Origin of the sequence: Streptococcus sp. NLN64 (assembly GCF_015831295.1) — a bacterium.
Classification (GTDB): Bacteria; Bacillota; Bacilli; order Lactobacillales; family Streptococcaceae; genus Streptococcus.
Genome location: NZ_JADXDQ010000014.1, coordinates 1 through 18,041, shown reverse-complemented (window position 1 = coordinate 18,041; position 18,041 = coordinate 1). Strand labels below are relative to the sequence as shown.

The 18,041-nt window shown below is 42.4% G+C and carries 16 protein-coding genes and 2 pseudogenes; 5 read left to right on the top strand and 13 right to left on the bottom strand.

What is annotated here, in order from left to right:
- Positions 1 to 409: 409 nt before the first annotated feature.
- Positions 410 to 787, top strand: a pseudogene (locus tag I2503_RS03505) (GNAT family N-acetyltransferase); the annotation flags it as partial.
- A 61-nt stretch (positions 788 to 848) separates the two neighbouring features.
- Here the strand turns inward: I2503_RS03505 and I2503_RS03500 are convergent.
- The 4 genes from I2503_RS03500 to I2503_RS03485 form a co-directional block, all read right to left on the bottom strand.
- Positions 849 to 1,376, bottom strand: coding sequence for a hypothetical protein (locus I2503_RS03500; protein WP_196967030.1), 528 nt, complete (start codon positions 1,374 to 1,376; stop codon positions 849 to 851).
- Positions 1,377 to 1,577: 201 nt separating this feature from the next.
- Positions 1,578 to 2,864: a signal recognition particle-docking protein FtsY gene (gene ftsY / locus I2503_RS03495; RefSeq protein WP_196967029.1), complete on the bottom strand. Its 1,287-nt coding sequence runs from the start codon at positions 2,862 to 2,864 to the stop codon at positions 1,578 to 1,580.
- Positions 2,851 to 3,684, bottom strand: a complete 834-nt coding sequence (locus I2503_RS03490) for a Cof-type HAD-IIB family hydrolase (protein WP_196967028.1) — start codon at positions 3,682 to 3,684, stop codon at positions 2,851 to 2,853. The genes ftsY and I2503_RS03490 overlap by 14 nt, the downstream gene beginning before the upstream one ends.
- Positions 3,681 to 4,472 (bottom strand): HAD family hydrolase, encoded by a 792-nt coding sequence (locus I2503_RS03485; protein WP_196967027.1) that lies wholly within the window; start codon positions 4,470 to 4,472, stop codon positions 3,681 to 3,683. Before I2503_RS03485 ends, I2503_RS03490 begins: the two co-directional genes overlap by 4 nt.
- 376 nt (positions 4,473 to 4,848) lie before the next feature.
- Here I2503_RS03485 and I2503_RS03480 point away from each other — a divergent pair, with 376 nt between their 5' ends.
- Positions 4,849 to 5,292: a LytTR family DNA-binding domain-containing protein gene (locus I2503_RS03480; protein WP_196967026.1), complete on the top strand. Its 444-nt coding sequence runs from the start codon at positions 4,849 to 4,851 to the stop codon at positions 5,290 to 5,292.
- Positions 5,293 to 6,001: 709 nt separating this feature from the next.
- Here I2503_RS03480 and I2503_RS03465 read toward each other — a convergent pair.
- The 6 genes from I2503_RS03465 to I2503_RS03440 all read right to left on the bottom strand — a co-directional run bounded on the left by I2503_RS03465 (position 6,002) and on the right by I2503_RS03440 (position 12,674).
- Positions 6,002 to 6,508, bottom strand: a complete 507-nt coding sequence (locus I2503_RS03465) for a type III toxin-antitoxin system ToxN/AbiQ family toxin (RefSeq protein ID WP_196091316.1) — start codon at positions 6,506 to 6,508, stop codon at positions 6,002 to 6,004.
- A 243-nt stretch (positions 6,509 to 6,751) separates the two neighbouring features.
- Positions 6,752 to 7,147, bottom strand: coding sequence for a DUF1801 domain-containing protein (locus I2503_RS03460; RefSeq protein WP_196967024.1), 396 nt, complete (start codon positions 7,145 to 7,147; stop codon positions 6,752 to 6,754).
- Positions 7,148 to 7,151: 4 nt separating this feature from the next.
- Positions 7,152 to 7,928: a pyrroline-5-carboxylate reductase gene (gene proC / locus I2503_RS03455; protein WP_196967023.1), complete on the bottom strand. Its 777-nt coding sequence runs from the start codon at positions 7,926 to 7,928 to the stop codon at positions 7,152 to 7,154.
- Between the two features lie 9 nt (positions 7,929 to 7,937).
- Complete coding sequence (locus tag I2503_RS03450; RefSeq protein ID WP_196967022.1) at positions 7,938 to 9,176, bottom strand: glutamate-5-semialdehyde dehydrogenase; 1,239 nt, start codon at positions 9,174 to 9,176, stop codon at positions 7,938 to 7,940.
- A gap of 8 nt (positions 9,177 to 9,184) precedes the next feature.
- Positions 9,185 to 10,261 (bottom strand): glutamate 5-kinase, encoded by a 1,077-nt coding sequence (proB, locus tag I2503_RS03445; RefSeq protein WP_196967021.1) that lies wholly within the window; start codon positions 10,259 to 10,261, stop codon positions 9,185 to 9,187.
- Positions 10,262 to 10,304: 43 nt separating this feature from the next.
- Positions 10,305 to 12,674: a pullulanase gene (locus I2503_RS03440; protein ID WP_196967020.1), complete on the bottom strand. Its 2,370-nt coding sequence runs from the start codon at positions 12,672 to 12,674 to the stop codon at positions 10,305 to 10,307.
- Positions 12,675 to 12,809: 135 nt separating this feature from the next.
- On the opposite strand from I2503_RS03440, the gene I2503_RS03435 reads away from it, so the two are divergent.
- Positions 12,810 to 13,349, top strand: coding sequence for an ECF transporter S component (locus I2503_RS03435; RefSeq protein WP_196091322.1), 540 nt, complete (start codon positions 12,810 to 12,812; stop codon positions 13,347 to 13,349).
- A gap of 10 nt (positions 13,350 to 13,359) precedes the next feature.
- Entirely contained in the window at positions 13,360 to 13,770 is a 411-nt protein-coding gene (locus I2503_RS03430; RefSeq protein WP_196967019.1) for a DUF4430 domain-containing protein, read from the top strand.
- A gap of 68 nt (positions 13,771 to 13,838) precedes the next feature.
- Here the strand turns inward: I2503_RS03430 and I2503_RS03425 are convergent.
- From I2503_RS03425 to I2503_RS03415, 3 genes and pseudogenes are all read right to left on the bottom strand, one after another.
- Positions 13,839 to 14,230, bottom strand: a pseudogene (locus I2503_RS03425) (group II intron maturase-specific domain-containing protein); the annotation flags it as partial.
- 173 nt (positions 14,231 to 14,403) lie between these two features.
- Positions 14,404 to 15,312 (bottom strand): hypothetical protein, encoded by a 909-nt coding sequence (locus tag I2503_RS03420; protein ID WP_196967018.1) that lies wholly within the window; start codon positions 15,310 to 15,312, stop codon positions 14,404 to 14,406.
- Between the two features lie 79 nt (positions 15,313 to 15,391).
- The gene (locus I2503_RS03415; RefSeq protein ID WP_196967017.1) at positions 15,392 to 17,101 is read right to left on the bottom strand and encodes a DUF6287 domain-containing protein; all 1,710 of its coding nucleotides are present in this window, start codon (positions 17,099 to 17,101) and stop codon (positions 15,392 to 15,394) included.
- A gap of 361 nt (positions 17,102 to 17,462) precedes the next feature.
- On the opposite strand from I2503_RS03415, the gene I2503_RS03410 reads away from it, so the two are divergent.
- Positions 17,463 to 17,858 (top strand): helix-turn-helix transcriptional regulator, encoded by a 396-nt coding sequence (locus I2503_RS03410; RefSeq protein WP_196967016.1) that lies wholly within the window; start codon positions 17,463 to 17,465, stop codon positions 17,856 to 17,858.
- The last annotated feature ends 183 nt before the right edge of the window (positions 17,859 to 18,041 follow it).

The following is an 18,041-nucleotide window of genomic DNA, read 5'->3' as shown; positions in this document are numbered from 1 at the left end:
TGTTAGACTAATTGATTACCAAGCATGGATTGATAACCCCTAAGCAGTTTTAGGTGAGTTCAATTGTGGTAATCTAGTAAAAATAATATCAGCTTATTAAATTTTAGTTAGCAAAAATACTTTGACGCAGTGGTTGACTGGAGTTTTCATTCGCCTTTCAGGCTCTGTAAACATCCTAATCAACTTTGACATGAACTTCGTTCATTTCATCTAGAAACTCTAAAGGCATTCAACATGCCTTTAGACCGGGGGTGGGAGTGAAACGATTTGGGGATAAATCGTTTCAGCTTACAACTTGAAATAAAGACTTGTAACGAACTCTTTTTTAACTAAATGAGTTCTTTCCCACTCCTAAGAAGTTGTAAAAAAACTAAATGCTCATCGTCTACTTCTATTAGCCACTCCAAACAAACAAGTTTTTGGAGTAATGGCTATTTCGCTTGTAACGACTACACTTATTCAAACAGGTGAAAGTCCACTGTATCGGTTTCCGGTACTCAATATTGATTTACTAGGAGTTTCAGAGTCGGTCCAGAACCAAAAATTAGGAACGTTTTTAGTTCAATCAGCTTTTAGAATAGCCCTTTTAATTGATGCTCTTCTTCCACTTCACGGTGTCCACCTAGAAGCCCTTGAAGACGCTATTGAATTCTACGAAAAACTAGGGATGACTGACTTGGGTTGCTACTACCCTGGTCGACGATTTACGCAGATATTCCTTTCAATGGATAGGCTGAGGGACTCTACAATGTCCCGTTTTTCAGACCCTTACCATCTTAGCGACTAAGGGACCTCTATTTGTATTTCTAATTGGGAATAGTAAAAGGATTCGCGCTGCGAATCCTTTTTTAAATCGTATCTTCTTTGGTTTTATACAAAATAATGCCAACCCAAACAGAGATTAAGGAAGGGAGGACTAGTAAGGTCAAAACACTGGGGTGCGTTAGGTCCCACTTTCCAAATTCACTAGCGGATAATTCCGCTAGTTTTAAAAAGCTGTTCAAATTGTTAAAAAGGTCCTGATAAACCGTCACATAAATCAAGAGCCACTGGATAATGTATTCACAAAGGGTTTGTACCTGGTTCGAGATGGAAAAGGTGGGGAAAAACCAACGATTGATCCAGTAGAGAATAAAACCATTGAGAACCGCCAGTAACAAGACCACCACAAACAATGAACTTCCTGAATCTAACAAAACAAGGGATACGTCTGAAATGGTAATGAGAAAAGCAAACAGCGTAAATAAGATCATTCCAATGAAGGCTTCACCTGCCACCAGTAACAATGCCTTGAAAAGATTAAAACGCTTGCCTTTCTCCAAGTTCGCCAGGTAACCTGAAAAAGCAAATAAGAGTAAGAGGCCTAAGAGTGCCATCTAAAGTCTCCAATCTATCACATATAGTCTTTTAGTTTACTTTTAGTACAAGGCAGCGAGTCGTAGACAGTACTGAAGTACGGCAAGACGAGCTAACACAGTAATAAAAGATAAACTAAAAGAGTATATACCAAAAAGTGAAGGCTGGTACACCAAGGTCCAGCCTCATATTAGATAAACCGAATTCCGTCAGAAATAACCTTAGTCAATGTCCGACACAAAAACGCCATCCAAGAGGGAACGCATAAATTGTTCAGACTTGAAGTCACCAATATCGTCCAATTTTTCCCCAAAACCAATTAGTTTAACGGGAATATCCAATTCTTGACGGATCGCTAGCACAACGCCACCGCGGGCGGTACCATCGATTTTGGTGAGGACAATCCCTGTCACCGGGGTAATTTTCGAAAATTCTTTAGCTTGGACTAGGGCATTTTGTCCCGTTGAAGCATCCAAGGCTAGGAGGTTTTCATGAGGTGCATCTGGAACCACGCGCTGGATAATCCGACCAATTTTTTCCAACTCAGCCATCAGATTGTCTTTGTTTTGTAAGCGACCAGCTGTGTCAATCAGAAGCACATCAACACCTTCAGCTTGAGCTCGCTCCAAGCCATCATAAACGACGCTGGCGGGATCACTTTTTTCAGGTCCAGTTACAACCGGAACATCGACGCGGTTACCCCATTCAACCAACTGAGCCACAGCACCGGCTCGGAAGGTATCCGCTGCCACCAACATAACCTTACGACCTTCTTCTTTATAGCGATAGGCCAATTTTCCAATGGAGGTGGTTTTCCCGACTCCATTGACACCTACAAAGAGCATGACAGTGAGACCTTCTTGGAAGTTGATTTCTTCTTCGTAATGGCCATCTTTATCATAGATGTCTACTAATTTTTCAATGATGACCCGGCGAAGATCTTCCGGTTTTTTGGCATTTTCCAGACGTGCTTCTTGACGAAGATCTTCCGTTAATTGCGTTGCGACCTGGACACCGACATCACTGGTAATCAAGAGCTCCTCTAATTCCTCAAAGAACTCCTCATCCACCGTTCGGAAATTGGCAAAGAAAGCATTGAGGCTTTCCAAGAAACCTGAGCGGGTTTTCTGCAAGCTTCGATTGTACTTTTCAGTCTCGGTTTCCCGACGTTTGCGGACTTCTTCCAAGGCCTCCTGAAATTGTTCTTCCTCAACCTTGCGGCTAGCCGCATCCAGTTGAGCGCGCATTTGTACGTAGTAATCTGGTAAGGTGTCGGCTGTTACCTTTTCAACTTCTGAAGTCATTTCTTCAGAGGCTGCCTCAGAAACTTCTTCTAACTGGCTCTCCATTAAGCCTTCAGATTCAGTTTTTTCTTCAGTGGGCAACTCAGGTTCAGATGCCATTTCCGCTCCGTCTGCCTCGGCCGCCTCACTTGCCACTGTCTCTTCAACTTCTTCCTCAGCTGGTTCCTTTTTCTCAACTCCAAATAGGCGATCAAATAGCCCCATGTTCTTTCTCCTTCAATACATATTCTTCAACGGCACGAGCGACCCCGTCCTGGTCATTGGTCCAATCCAAGACCTTCCAAGCCACTTCTTTCAAGGCTGGCACTGCATTGCCCATGGCAACCCCATAACCTGCCCATTCAATCATGCTTAGGTCATTGGCCTCGTCCCCAAAGGCCATAACCTGATCCCTGCTTAAGCCTAGGAGAGCTGTCAATTTCTCCAACCCTCTTGCCTTATCCGCCTCTTTTGGCAACCACTCTAGCAATTGATCTCTGGACTTAAAGATTCCATATTTTTCAAAAAATGGGGCTGGGATTTGTTCTAAGGCCCCATCTAAAGCAGCTGCGTCATGAGCTGAGATACACTTATTATAAAAAGCTTGCTCATCTAAATCGGCAAAGGAAATCAAGGTGAAATCTAAGCTTGGGTTGAAAGACTGGTAACGTGAGGTAATCGGTCCTTCAATATTAAAAACTGTCCCTTCCTGGATAACATCCAAGGGTAAGCCCAAGTCGCGGCTAAGCTGGTAGAGTTCCTGAACTTGGTCGTAGCTAAACCGAGCCTCCGCTAAAATCTCCCCTGTATTGCGTTGGATCAAACCACCATTAAAGGTAATCGCATACTCTTCTTCCTGAGCATCCAGCTCCAACTCCTTTAACAGAAAATCCATGGCTTTAAGCGGACGTCCTGTCGTCAAAACGACCTTTACCCCCTGCTCCCGTGCAGCGGCAAGGGCTGCCTTGGTTCGTGGACTGATCTTTTTGTCGCTCGTTAATAAGGTTCCATCCAAATCAAGGGCAATTAAACGAATATCCATCAAACCATCTCCTCCATATATGTAAGCACAGAGCCCTCGCTCGCAGGGCCAATCACTCGGTCTGCCAAAGCCTTAATTTCATCTTTCGCATTTTCCGGACTAATGGCCAAACCAGCCAATTCCAACATCTGACGATCATTAAACTGATCTCCAAAAGCCACTAAATCATCCGGATGCCAATCCTTCATAATCAACAAGCGCCCAAGAGCACCCCCCTTATCAATCCCTGTAGGAACAATATCTAAGGTTTGGAAGCCCGTTGTCATCACCGAATAATCTGGTAAGGCCTGCGCAATCCAAGCCAAGCCTTCGACCATTTCTTCCGGTTTCAAATTCAGAGTTACCTTGAAAATCGGTTCCCGGATTTCCTTTAAATTCCCAATCAACTGAACGTTGGGATGGTAACGACGTGAAAAGGCTAAGTATTCCGAATCAACCGTATTTAAGGCATAAACCTCATTCTCCGCAGAAAAAATCAGCTGATTTTTATCGACATAAGGACTGGATTCCAAAATCGCAAATAATTCTTCCACCGCCAGCTCATCCATCGTGCGAGACCAAATGACTTGCCCCCGCTCTTCAATAATCGACCCATTTTCACCAATCAAATAAATCCGATCCCGAAAGGGTGCAAACAGTTCCCGCATGGAAGCAATTCCCCGACCAGACGCTGCCGCAAACACAATCCCTTTCTCCTCTAAACGATCCAATAACTTCGAAAAACGTTCCTGGTCAAATTGATGATTGCCATCCAAAAACGTACCGTCTAAGTCTGTCGCAATGATTTTCATAACCCACTCCCTTGTCTTCTTGAAATTTTCATTGAGTTCATACGTTCCTATTATACCAAACAATCCTAGAGGCTGGGGAACAGGAAATAGAAAACGGAATCTGCCCAACATAAAACAGATTCCATGATAGTCAAAAGATGAGAATAACAGAAGGGAGAACCTACTAGTAATTAGATAGACAATCAGCTCTCTACATACACAGATAAGGTTTGAGACAATACTTGATTTGAATAGAAAGTCAATACCGCAACGAACCTCAAATAGCCACTAACAGTAGGATTTCAACCGATTGGACACCCATTTCGACCACATAGACAAACCCTCTATCATTTTCAAATTTTCCATGGTTTAATAGATGTAGAAAGGAGGAGATGTTATGAAGGTAAAAATAACCATTGATCCATCATTTTCCGAAGATTTAGTGCATTTCAAGATTCGCTCTCTTACTCCTCAACTCTCTGAACTCATTGCCTACGCCAATCACATTGAACAATCAAAAGATCAATTGACTGTCAAATTAGACCAAGAAATTTATTTCTTAAAATGGAGAGAGATTACTAGAATCTATCTGGAAAATCGAATCTTGCAAGTTCGTGCCAAGCAACAAGTCTTTCATGCACAACTACGACTCTACCGGATAAAAGAAATCATGCCCCCTCATTTTTTACAGATTTCTCAGTCAGAGGTCGTAAACTTGGATCAGATTAAACACTTAGAATTAACCACGAATGGCTTGGTTCTCATTCATTTTCTGGATGGTGATCAAGCCTATTCTTCTCGTCGCTATCTGAAAACCATCAAGGAGGTCTTAGGATTATGAAGAAATTGTTTACTATTGTAACCCGTTCCATTTTTATGGGTTAGTCATTTCTCTACTTACATCTGCCCTATTCGGTCAAGGGGACTACTATCCCCTCAACCCTTTCTCAGAAAGCGGAAAATTTTATCTAGCTCACTTTAATGAAGTTGGCACCTTTGTCATATCAATCCTGATTTGGATTGGAGTTGGTCTCTTATTTTCCTGGAGTGATACTTTCTTCCACAAAGACTGGAGTCTCCTTCGAATGACCCTGACCCACTTCATCGTTACTAGTCTTGGTTTTATACTCTTTTAGTTTATCTTTTATTACTGTGTTAGCTCGTCTTGCCGTACTTCAGTACTGTCTGCGACTCGCTGCCTTGTACTAAAAGCAAACAAAAAGACTATACCTCCCTAGCTCTACTTGCAGGCTGGTTCCCTCTCAAATGGCAGGCAATCCTTCTTTTTGAGACCATCTACGTTTTCATTTATATCCTTATTTACTTCATCAATTATCAAAAAATGAAAAAAGAGATTGGTTTGATCAACCAAAATCTCCAACAGGAACCATAGCAGACGAAAAGGTAGGCATCCAGTCCACTTGAGTGGATTTGGATTCCTACCTTTTTAGTCTGTTTCTTATTTCCAAAGGGGCAATCGTTGATCGACATGGAATTTGCTAATACAATTGCGGCCTTTTCATACACTAAAATGAATAAAACGACACAAATTAGGAAATTTTACGATATTCAACTTCTAACTCAGCTAGATTTAGACAATAATCTTTAGTTTTATCATTTATCTGCGGTCTTTCATCTCCCTCAACTATAACCGATCGTATGATAGCACACCTTGATTTTATTGCCTTAGTACGTGGTCTTAAATAATTCAATTCATTCAACAAAAGATCGTAATATTTTGGATTCGTAATTTTAACACCATCCATATTTAACAATTTTCGAAATTTTGGTGGTACCGGAAGCATATTATTTAACAGTAACGATGCAATTTGAACACGATTTGAATCATATATTGGCATTACAACAAAACTAGTGCGTTTCTTTTTAGAACTCAAAGGAACAAAATAATCTATATTCTCAACTGTTAACATAATGCCAATGTATGGACGAGCCCCTTTACGGCCATAAAATTCTTTATTGAGTGGAACTCTTTCATCAACTTGTCTCAAAATATTCAAATATGAAGAATCAATTTGATAGAACTTCATTTCTTGCATCGTTCCCCTCCTGACAAAAATAAGGTTGTCAAACGACAACCCATTTTAAACTTCCAGTATGGCACGGAATCTCCAAAATTAAAACTTCCAGTATGGCACGGAATCTCCAAAATTAAAACTTCCAGTATGGCACGGAATCTCCTTGAAGACAACAAGTATCATATACAAACTCGTTTATCTCTACTTAAATTATATCAAATGTGTGAAACAAGTCAAACAAAAACCTGTTTCATTAAAAGATTTCTACAGTGACTGCTTTAACAACTCTTGCAATCCATCAAGGTCAATATCGGCCAGTTTATTAATATAAACACAGCCCTTGCCAGTCTTGTATTTCCCTAAGGACTCAAGCAAGGAAGCTTGTTCCTCAAGAAAATTTGGATCAAAGTACAGACAAAATGTTGTTTGTCTGGGCGCAAAGGCCAAGCGTGGTGTAATGCCTGTTCGACCAGAATCCAGGAGATACTCAGTCTCTCCAAAACCAATAATTCTAGGGTACCATACAAGAGGATTTTCTTGACTGATACTGGTATAGAGTTCAAGAAGTAAGTGGGCATCTGCTTGTTTTTTTACGGATGAGATGTTTTGAAAAATCTCTTCTACATCCTGTCCCGTTGGGGCGAACTTGTTTTCTGCCATTCGTCTATTTACCTAATTCTTGTGTTCGTTGGACTGCTGCACTGATGGCTTGCATGAGGGCAGAGCGGAATCCATTTTTTTCCAGACTGGCAACCCCAGCAATCGTGGATCCTCCTGGTGAGGCCACTTCTTGTCGGAGTTGGGCTGGGTGCTTGTCCGAATCAAGAACCATCTGGGCAGATCCTAAAAGGGTTTGAGCCACTAGGAATTTAGCATCCGCAGCTTGGATCCCTTGTTCTACACCGGCATCTGTAAGGGCTTCAATCATTTGATAGACAAAGGCTGGACCACAGCCTGCTAAAGCTGTGGCAGCATCCATCAGCTTTTCGGGCACTTGCATGAGTTGACCACTTGGAGCTAATAGGGTTTCCACCACAGGTGCCAACTCTGCATTCGTTAAACTGTAGGTAGTCATGCCCTGGCCAATGGCTACTGGTGTGTTGGGCATGATCCGAACGAGATTTTCCTCAGGTAGGTGCTGAGAAAGACTGGTTAACGTCACGCCGGCAGCCATGGATACCCAGATTGTTCCCGGTTTTGCTAGAGGTGCAAGTTGGGAAACCAAGTCTGCTATCAAGTAGGGTTTCAAGCCAAGGAAAATGACCTCTGCTTGAGCAGCAATCTCCTCATTGCTAGCTAGTTTTGCCCCTAACTCCTCTGCTAGTCCTTGAGCCTTGGCTGGATTGTGGTTACTGAGGAAAAGCTCTGTGTCCTCGGCCTTGGCTACTGCCTTAGCCAAGGAACCACCCATATTGCCAATTCCAATAAATCCGATTTTCATGGCTCTCTCCTATCGAATGTGGCCTTGACCGCTGACAACATACTTGTAAGTTGTCATTTCTCTTAGCCCCATCGGACCACGCGCATGCATTTTTTGAGTTGAAATGCCGAGCTCACAGCCCAGGCCAAATTCGCCTCCGTCCGTGAAGCGGGTGGAGGCATTGACATAAACAGCTGCAGAATCCACCATCAAGGTAAAGAGGTCCGCTGTTTCTGAATGATTGGTCACAATGGCTTCAGAATGACCGGTTGAGTGCTCATTGATGTGCGCGATGGCAGCCTGCGCATCGTCGACCACTTTCACCGCCATGATGTAATCCAAAAATTCGGTGTCAAAATCTTGTTCACCTGCCTGGGTCGATTGTTTCAAGAAAACTTGAGCTTCTTGGTCTGCTCGCAATTCCACTTTCCCCTCCAAGGCTGCCTCAAAAGCTGGTAAAAATTCAGGAGCAATGTTCTTATGAACAACTAGAACTTCAGCCGAGTTGCAGACGGATGGGCGGCTGGTTTTAGCATTAACAGCAATGGAGACCGCCATGTCTAGATCTGCATCCTGATCAATATAAACGTGGCAAATTCCTGTCCCTGTTTCAATCACTGGAACTGTCGCCTGCTCTACAACTGCTAGGATGAGTCCAGCACCTCCCCGTGGAACCAATAGATCAATCTTACCCTTGGCCGTCATCATTTCCTGGGCTGATGCACGGCTGGTGTCCTGAACCAATTCAATAACACCTGGGTGGACGCCAGCTTCTTCTAAACCAGCTTTCAAAGCAGTTACAATCGCTTGAGCAGAATGAAAGGCCTCTTTTCCTCCCCGTAACATGACCGCATTGCCACTCTTAATGGCTAGAGCCGCCGCATCAGACGTTACATTGGGACGACTCTCATAAATCATCCCGACCAAGCCAAAAGGAATCGACCGTTTTTGAATCCGCAACCCATCTTGACGAACATGCTCTTCCAAGACTAGGCCAACAGGATCTTCTAAATCAATCAAGACCCGAATTCCTACCGCCATGGCCTCAATGCGTTCCTTGGTCAACAAGAGCCGGTCCTGCATAACAGGACTGATTCTTCCCTGGGCCGCTTCCATATCCAAGGCGTTCCCGGCTAGAATGGCATCTGCTTGAGCTTCAAGTTGATCCGCCATAGCTGCAAGCGCCTGGTTTTTCACCTGACTGCTGGCCAAATTGATAGAGGCCTTGTGCTCCAATAATGAATCCAATAATTCTTGTGTCGTTTTCATACGTCCTCCTATAGGGTTACCCAATCATTGCGGTGAATCAACAGTCCCTCAGCCTTACCATCTTTCAAGGCCCGCTCCAAATCCGCAGACGACAGACGCACGCGCCCCTTACCAATCAATTGATGCGACTCTTGACTGTAGACTTCAACCACCTGTCCAACTTCAAATTCGCCTTCCACCTGCACCACTCCGGCCGCCAGCAAACTCCGGCCCTTATGTAAGAGTGCTTCGACAGCTCCTGGGTCAACTTCGACTAGAGCATCCACCCGGGCATAGAAGGCCATCCACTGTTTCCGCTGATTCATGGCATGGTTATTTTCTAAGAAGTAAGTGCCGCGATTTTCTTGTGTCACAGCCTGCAAAAGGGCTGTATCTTCTTTAGAGGAACAGATAAAGACTGGGACTCCAGACTTGGTTGCAATTTGAGCCGCCTGGAGTTTGGTCGTCATCCCCCCTGTTCCATTGGAGGAGCCAGCCCCAGCTGCCATGGCAAAGAGTTCTTCACCAATGGACTCAATCACTGGCAAATGCTGGGCATTGGGATCCTGATTGGGATTAGCGGTGTAGAGTCCATCCACATCCGTAAGTAGAACCAAAAGATCTGCCTTCAACAAGGAAGCCACTTGAGCAGATAGGGTATCATTATCACCGACCTTAATCTCCTCGATAGCGATGGTATCATTTTCGTTAATAATCGGAATGGCCCGCTGCTTTAGTAAAACCTGCAGGGCTTGCGAAGCATTCTGATAACGCCGGGCATCCGCAAAATCATCCTGGGTTAAGAGAATCTGGGCTGTGACAATCCCGTCCTTCATCAGATTCTGAGTGTACTCTTCAATTAAGAGCCCTTGCCCTACAGCAGCAGAAGCCTGTTTTTCCGCAATCTTAGTCGGTCGTTTGTCAAAGCCCAAGCGACGGAACCCCGCCGCAATGGATCCCGAGGTCACCAAAACGATATGGTGGCCTTGCTGGTGCAACTGGGCTAATTGGTTGGTGATCCGAGCTATCTTAATCCGATCCAGATTGCCATTTTCCTGGGTCAGGGAAGATGTACCGACTTTAAATACAATGGTTTTCTCTGCCATAGTCATCTCTTTCCTTTTTCTGATTGGAAAAATTATACCACAATTAGAGACAGATTTTCAGAACCGCTCCAGTCAAGGGATCCAAGACGACCCTATTTCCCTTAAAGGTCAGCCCTTGTTGTTGATCTACAGGAATTCCAGTCATATTCACCTGCTCACCATCCACTAGAACTTGCCAGGATTTTGCGACTTCTAACGGAGGCAGACTGATTTCCCGAGCTTGATCATCCGCATTGACCAGGACCATCAAAACTTCTTCAAGGCTGGCATTTAGTTGATAAGCGATAAACAGATCTTCGCCTACCCCTGGGGTGAGGAGGTGCACCTTTTCATCCACTTGCTGCCGATCTGACAGACGAAAGACCTCTTCTGCTTTTCGCAAGGCAATCAGACCACGGGTATACTCAAGAGTCTGCACAGCATGGGGATAAAGCTCCTTATTTCGAACTTTAGCCCAATCAAAGCGATTCACCGCATCTGAAGCATCATAGGAATCATGGATAAAATAAGGATACTGGAAGGGATTTCCATCCGCATCTTCAAGGAGATAGGATTTATGAGGCTCCAGGTTCTGGGCAACCGGCTGCTCAAAATCAGGGTGGCGGAATTGCTTGGTCCGACCATACTCCTGACCAGCATGCAGAAAGGCTGTCCCTTGAGAAGTAAATAAGAGCAGTTGCCCCAGACGAATACGGCGGTGAATTTCCGCCATAATTTCTGGATGGGCTGGATCCTTACGAATGGATTGGGCAATAATGTCAAATAATGGCAAGTTATCATGAGCCTCAATATATTGGATAACATCCCCTGGTTGATCCGCCTCAAAGTTGGAAGGTTGAGCCTTAAGAGACTGGAAGAGGTCGTCAATATCGGTCGGACCGCCCGTTAAGAAGGCCGGCTCCCCTTCGGTTGGATAACCAGACTTGAGGCTATTGCGGAAATGATCTGAAAAAACAGCCACCTTATCTGTCTCGGACATCCAGTCTTGATCGGCAGCAGGACTTGTATCGTCTTCATCTCCGACATAAGTACGCCAGCCTTCACCTAAAATCAGAGCTTGAGGATTGATAGCCTTGGCGATATACGATATTTGTTCGATCGTCTCCGCATCATGGTCTCCCATCATATCAAAGCGGAAACCATCCACCTTGTAAACATCCATCAAGTAGGCAATGGATTCAATCATGATCCGACGGGTCATGGCATGGGTTGAGCCTAAGCGACCTCCACCAAAACTGGTTCGAGCTTGGCCATCCTCATCCATGAAATGGTAGTAATGAGGCTGCAAATCTTCAAAAATCCCTAGCTGGGCAGTATGATTATAGACAACATCCAGAATGACCCCCATGCCCCGAGCATGAATGGCTGCGACTAAATCCTTCAATTCCTGAATCCGAAGTGCTGGATCAGCTGGATTTTTGGAATACATCCCTGTCAATGCAAAATAATGTTGGGGATCGTAACCCCAATTGTAATTGGTTCCTCCAGATGCATAATCCCACAGACCTTGCCGGGCTTGAAATTCATCAGCCAGATAATAACTAAGTACAGGTAATAGTTGGACGTGTGTCACTCCTAGCGACTGGATGTAATCCAGCCGTTCCTCCATGGCTTTAAAGGTTCCAAAAGGAGCATCTAATTCTTTCAAAGTTTCAGGATCAGAGGTGAAGTCACGCACATGGACTTCATAAATAATGGCGTCTTCCCGTTTTTTGAAACCTGGTATTTTCACATAATCTAAATCCCTACGACCAGTCGCTCTTGGATCCAGAATTGCTCCCTTGGCGACTTGGTAGGCCAGCCCCCTATGTCTCTGTTCACTAGACCAAGCTGCCAAGGACGGAGCGTAGGGATCCAAAACTCGTACAATCTGGTCGCCACGATGGATTTGGAAATGGTAAAAATACCCCCGTAAATCGGTGATTCCCAACTCCTTGTTGGCGTCCAAATCCAAGGCCCAGACTCCCTTTTCTTCAAGATTCATAGAAATCAAAGCCACTTCTGCATCCGCATCGTCCTTGTCATACAAAACAAGTTCAACCAACCGGGCGGAAGGAGACCAAAAAGCAAAGCGAACGTGACTCCCATCTTCTCCCACTACAAGTCCCAATCGGGCCGCGGAGGCCGAGAACTGATCCATCAATTTCCAATCCAGAAAGCTATCCACAAGGGAATCCCCAACTTGAACCTGATAAGGTGCTGCAGCATCCACTTGCAAACTCGCTTTAAGGGAGAAGGATTGTCCTTCATTTTGCCACTCGGTCTCCTTAACCAAAATCGCCTCTCCTTCTGAATTCCGAATCTCCACCAATTCCAGTAGCGAATCCAAATCCAAGTCTGTTTTCTCGGCTAGATAGACGACTAGTTCTTTTTCACTGATTTGCTTGGCACTCTTCACAGTATGGACTTTCATTTTCCCTGCTCCTTCATCTTGTTGAAATCGCTTTCTATTATAGACTCAAAAAGACCAGCTGTAAAGGGATTTTGATAGACAGAAAATAAAAACCTATGTTAAAATGAATATGAAATAGGAAAAAGAGGTATCCCCATGGATAAACGAGTTTGGTCCAGTCGCCGTCTGGCCTTTTTGGCCGTCATGGCAGCTTTTTGTTTTGTTGGCCGCCAAGTGACGGCTGCCCTACCCAACATTCAGCCCGTCACCGCCATCTTAATGATGTTAACCCTGCAATTGACCTTGGCAGATGGCGTTATCGTAGCAGCCCTTACGATTGTCATCTCCAACATTTTCTTGGGGATGGGGCCTTGGACCATCTATCAGATCCTGACTTATACGATCCTCATGGCAGGCCTCTATGGCCTCCGCCCACTCTATCGAAGCCTAGCTTCCAAGCCCAAAATTAGGCTGATTCTGTTTAGCATGATCGCCTTTCTCTTCGGCTTCCTCTACGGTTTCGTCATTTCCTTTTTCTCCGCTCAAACCTATAGCGTCAGCAACTTTTGGGCCTACTACCTGCAAGGACTGCCCTTCGACCTCCTGCACGCTCTAGGCAACGCTCTTTTCTACCTGATCTTGGAACCTATTTTAAGTCCCCTGATAAAGGTTTTACGCAAACAATATCATTTTTAAGGAGTTTTTTATGAAGAAACTTGCCCTGCTCGCCCTTACTGCCCTAGCCCTTACAGGTTGTGCTACGAACAACCAGTCTGCCACAGAATCCTCTTCATCATCGGCTGCGTCTAGCAGCCAGGTTGTGGAGTCCAACATTACAGTTTCTGTGACCCAAGACGGTAAAGCCATTGAAAACAGTCCTTTTGAACTTTCTTTCAAAGAAGGCGATAAATTGCTAGATGTCATGAAAGCGCAAATGGACATCAAAGAAGAAAACGGATTGGTAACCTCTATCAATGGCGTTGAACAACAACCAGATGAGCAAAAATACTGGCTCTTTGACGTCAATGGCCAAATGAGCGACAAAGGAGCTCAAGATGTTGAACTCAAAGATGGCGACAAGATTGATTGGAAGTTGGAAGCTTATCAAGGTGAATAGTCAATCGAGCAGGAGCTAATTAATGGCACTTCTCACACCACCGTACGTACCGTTCAGCATATGGCGCTTCAATTAACTTTTAACTCATGTCCTTTTAAGTAATAATCTACAACTAGCCAGTCCTCGCCAAACGAGGACTGGCTTTGATATTACTCTCTTTAATACTGACTTTTGAACCACTAGTTGATAATGGTAACTCCAACCTGACACCTTAATCCTCTATCCATCTATGTACCTCTAGCATCAATAAGCCCCAAAGTCGTCGTGACTTCTTTTTCCACTGTTTACAGATGATTACCCGTATTCTTGTTCGCAGTCATTCATCTACTTTCAACATCACCGTTTTCATGTTTGTGATTGAAAAGTAATTAAACCAACCTCTGATGACAGAGTTTAGTAGTGTAATTCAGTCACTCAAGCTGATGCTCCATTTCCTAGAAGTTAGCTGCTTGATCTGCCTATTACACATACAGCCGACAATGCTAACTAAATGACAAGTGGATAGGATGTGAAAAAGCCCAAAGGCTTCACAAAAAAATTGTGAGCCTTGGACTTTTAAATTTGATTAATTTTTAATCCCCAATTTATTTGCTTCAATACTAAGTAATTTAAACATACTAAACAAGTATTTTTTTATGTCCTGACCTCGAACTCACTAATCATAAATTTTTCCCAATAATCTAATGATTTTTGATATTCTTCAATTCCTTCTGACTTGACACTTTCAATGTCATCTGAAGTTAAAGGACCATCAGCTACTTCTTTATCTTTTTGAGAATATAATTGTATTTTAGTTTCCGCTAGGGCTACATTACGTGTCACTATCCCACCGTTATTATATGTTGTATTGTAAGTAGCAAAGAAAAGGGGTAGGACATCAAATGGGTATTCTTTAGATAATTTTAACTCTTCTGCTTTAAAGTCAGTAGTTTTATTATCAAATTCTGATAAAAAACCTAACTGATATTCTGTAAATTCTTCCACTGTTTTAAAATTACGATCAGCATATGGTTTATTACGGTTCTCATCCTCTTTAACTGTCATTTTGCTGATTACTTGAATGTTATCGCCATCTTCTTTAATCACAACATCTGCAGTTGATTTATAATCAAAATTATATTTTTTTGATTTCTTAAAAGTAGTGATAATCTTTAATTCGTCACCTAAATTCACTCTATAGATTTGATCAGGATTTTCAAATTTTGCTGAAATTAAATTTTCATCAAGCTCATTGGCAAATAATCCATCTCTATAGCGATTTGTAAATGATTCGTTTTGTTCAGTGTTTTCTGTGGGTTCAGATATTTCGTATTTAACAAATAGTTGAGGTTTACCGCCTTTATCTGGATTAACTTCATAATTGTTCCACCTAATGGCACTTGAATTAGTTCCTTCAACTAAATTATAACCGCTCTTAACCTCAACTTCAAAACTTACTTCTGCATCAAATTTTTGAGTGGTCAAAAATTTTTCAGCGTTTCTATCACAACCATACATAAAAGTAGTAAGCAACAATGACATTACTAAAGCTAACTTCTTCATAATTATACCTCTTTTTAAAACTTCGTATTTTTAACATCGACACGAAAAATTTTAAATCAATCATCATAAACCAATATTCCTATTGCCTGATGTATATCTGTTCAGCATTAAGACCAAAACCATCCCCGATCATAATTCGATCTTGTTCAGTATAGGGATACTCCTCTCCTGTTCGTGAGGGAATACTCATCCCAGCTGGATAGAAAACTAAGGGAGGGCCACCTGGAGATGATGAGGCAGACTGTATTCCGAATATTCCATAATCTCCATTTGGAATATTTTGAACTCGATTGCTTCCTGTAAACTTGGTATTATTCGTTATACCGTTTGCAGTATAAATAAAATGATCACTTCCATCAAATACAACAGTATTACCGTTTGCATTCACCCAAGTTCCCTTTAAGGCTGAATAATCACCCGCAACTAGCGTATTGAGGTCAGCATTACCAACTGTGGTAGTCGTTTCTTCTGCCTTGGCTTCTGAACTTGTTGAAGAAGCTTCTTCCGTTTTAGTGTCAATTTTTTCAAACTCATGCCAGTTAAGAGAGCTTAAATCCAGGGCTGGTTTGTCTTTCATGCCAAGACGTTCAGCAGCATTTTTGGTGAGAATTTCATTTTGATATTCTAGTTCTTCCTTACCATCAGCTAGTGGTTTATACAACCAGGCTGTTGCGATAGGCCCGCTAGCAGATACACGTATTACCAAACCTGATTCATATATTTCGGTAATTCCTTGTGGATACTCACCTGTACCGTAGTTAGCTCCCAGTAGTACCGACTGTCCTCCATCGATGGAATGGATTTCTTTTAACTCATATTTTCTACCATTCTGTTTGGCGACTAGGAGTAATTCTTGACCACTTTCTTTTCCTTTGTAAAAGGTATAGCGATAGTTGTCTAGATTATCTTCACTCAACTTCTGCTTGAAAACTTCTTTTTCTATGTCGTTGAGAGTATTCACAAAGGATTGACGATTGGAGTCAGATCCGTAGATAAATCGACCATAAGCAGTTAAGGTAGATTGATGAGCTTTTTGGGCTTCGTCTGATTTACTTTGTTTCTTTGTTGAACTAGACGTTTCAGAATTGGATGTAGACTTTGAACTTTTTTGAGTTTGTGAAATGGTTTCCTTATGGCTATTCACCTGACCAAATTCTTTCCAATTTAATCTATTCAAATCTACAGGTGTTTGGTCTGACACTCCAAGTGAATTAGCAACATCGTTCATTTGAACGTCAACCATTTGTCTGAGTACTTCTTTTCCATTTTCTGTTGGCTTATATAGATAGGCCGTGCCTACTTGCTTGGAAGAATCAAAACGGGTTACTAGACCTGATTCATAGACTTCTGCGAAAACCCTGTAGGAGCCGGTTGGGATGTGGTTGAAACTAAGTAGTTCAGGTTTACCATTGTTTAGATAATAGACTTCGGAAAGATTATATTTTCCTTGTTCTTGTGTTCCTACCAATAATAGTTCTTGTCCACTCTCTTTCCCCTTATAGAAGGCGTAACGATAGTTTTCCAAATTTGGCTGGTGTTGTTTCTCCATGAAAATCATTTTTTCATAATCACCACTGGAATTAATGACTGTCTGCCGTTCATCCTCCCCTCCGTATATAAAGCGGTTATAGGTTTGTAGAACGTTCGCATATTGTTTTTCAGAAGATTTATTGATAATTTCTTGCGAACTTGTATCCTTGGTCTTAGTTTGATTATCCGCCAATATCGAATCTGTGACAAGACAAGTCAGAACCAGACTCGTAGCTATTAGTAACTTTCCATATTTCATATGAATCCCCTTTCAATAAACTATTATAACCGGATTTTGAGCTAACCACACCAACTGAAACAATTGTTTCAATTTATTCCATTTTAGTTTTGCAGCAACCTGTTTTGAAACTATAGTTTTCTTTACTTTTTTCTCACTTAAAAATATGGTAATTTATACTCATTGGATTCCAAAATCTGAAATTGACAAGCCTTCTTGATTGTGTGGTTTGTACGCCTTATCGACAACTTACATCAGATCCACAGGACTGTTGAATGTTGAACTACCGTCATCGGCTTATCTCGTTTTTTTGAAATTCCGCGAGTATTCTGATTTTGAAATTCGTTAGGTATTAAATATAAGAACATCAATAGGAGGTTGTATGCTTTACGGTAATTTTGGAGCGACTTTTAAAAGGCTGAGGGAAGAACGGGGATTTTCACTTAAGGAAGCTGCTGGAGATGCTGTGACACCGCAATTTTTGAGTAAGTGGGAGAAGGGTCATTCCAATATCAGTCTGACCAATTTAATTTCGGTTTTAGAAAATATAGGAATTGATTGGAACACCTATTTTTACAAAGAACATCATTTTTTTCCTTCTAACTTCATTAAACGTCAATTGGAGATCAATGACTATATTTCAAAAAGGGAATATCTTGAGGCTATACAGGAGTTGAATAAACCTTGGGATAAAGAGGAAGTTAGTGAGTACCAATTGGTAACTTACAAGGCGGTTGTGGGCACCTCGAAAAAGTTGATGTATTCCATTAACTTTTAAAAAAGGGACGCTTGCTCTCCAATTTCCAACAAACGTCCCTTTATTTTCTGTTTTTCCATCCCTAATATCGGGATAATTCTGATTTTTGGGCGCACTAAGCCCATGTATTCAAATTCAGTCGTTTGATCTGTTCAAAACGACAAATATTATACATCAGATTTGTAAGTGTGACATTCGTCTTGG

What these genes read in the sequence shown, in the direction of transcription:
- I2503_RS03500 (WP_196967030.1), bottom strand. Translation starts at nt 1,376, where the DNA reads ATGGCACTCTTAGGCCTCTTACTCTTATTTGCTTTTTCAGGTTACCTG.
- ftsY (WP_196967029.1), bottom strand. Translation starts at nt 2,864, where the DNA reads ATGGGGCTATTTGATCGCCTATTTGGAGTTGAGAAAAAGGAACCAGCT.
- I2503_RS03485 (WP_196967027.1), bottom strand. Translation starts at nt 4,472, where the DNA reads ATGAAAATCATTGCGACAGACTTAGACGGTACGTTTTTGGATGGCAAT.
- I2503_RS03480 (WP_196967026.1), top strand. Translation starts at nt 4,849, where the DNA reads ATGAAGGTAAAAATAACCATTGATCCATCATTTTCCGAAGATTTAGTG.
- I2503_RS03465 (WP_196091316.1), bottom strand. Translation starts at nt 6,508, where the DNA reads ATGCAAGAAATGAAGTTCTATCAAATTGATTCTTCATATTTGAATATT.
- I2503_RS03460 (WP_196967024.1), bottom strand. Translation starts at nt 7,147, where the DNA reads ATGGCAGAAAACAAGTTCGCCCCAACGGGACAGGATGTAGAAGAGATT.
- proC (WP_196967023.1), bottom strand. Translation starts at nt 7,928, where the DNA reads ATGAAAATCGGATTTATTGGAATTGGCAATATGGGTGGTTCCTTGGCT.
- I2503_RS03450 (WP_196967022.1), bottom strand. Translation starts at nt 9,176, where the DNA reads ATGAAAACGACACAAGAATTATTGGATTCATTATTGGAGCACAAGGCC.
- proB (WP_196967021.1), bottom strand. Translation starts at nt 10,261, where the DNA reads ATGGCAGAGAAAACCATTGTATTTAAAGTCGGTACATCTTCCCTGACC.
- I2503_RS03440 (WP_196967020.1), bottom strand. Translation starts at nt 12,674, where the DNA reads ATGAAAGTCCATACTGTGAAGAGTGCCAAGCAAATCAGTGAAAAAGAA.
- I2503_RS03435 (WP_196091322.1), top strand. Translation starts at nt 12,810, where the DNA reads ATGGATAAACGAGTTTGGTCCAGTCGCCGTCTGGCCTTTTTGGCCGTC.
- I2503_RS03430 (WP_196967019.1), top strand. Translation starts at nt 13,360, where the DNA reads ATGAAGAAACTTGCCCTGCTCGCCCTTACTGCCCTAGCCCTTACAGGT.
- I2503_RS03420 (WP_196967018.1), bottom strand. Translation starts at nt 15,312, where the DNA reads ATGAAGAAGTTAGCTTTAGTAATGTCATTGTTGCTTACTACTTTTATG.
- I2503_RS03415 (WP_196967017.1), bottom strand. Translation starts at nt 17,101, where the DNA reads ATGAAATATGGAAAGTTACTAATAGCTACGAGTCTGGTTCTGACTTGT.
- I2503_RS03410 (WP_196967016.1), top strand. Translation starts at nt 17,463, where the DNA reads ATGCTTTACGGTAATTTTGGAGCGACTTTTAAAAGGCTGAGGGAAGAA.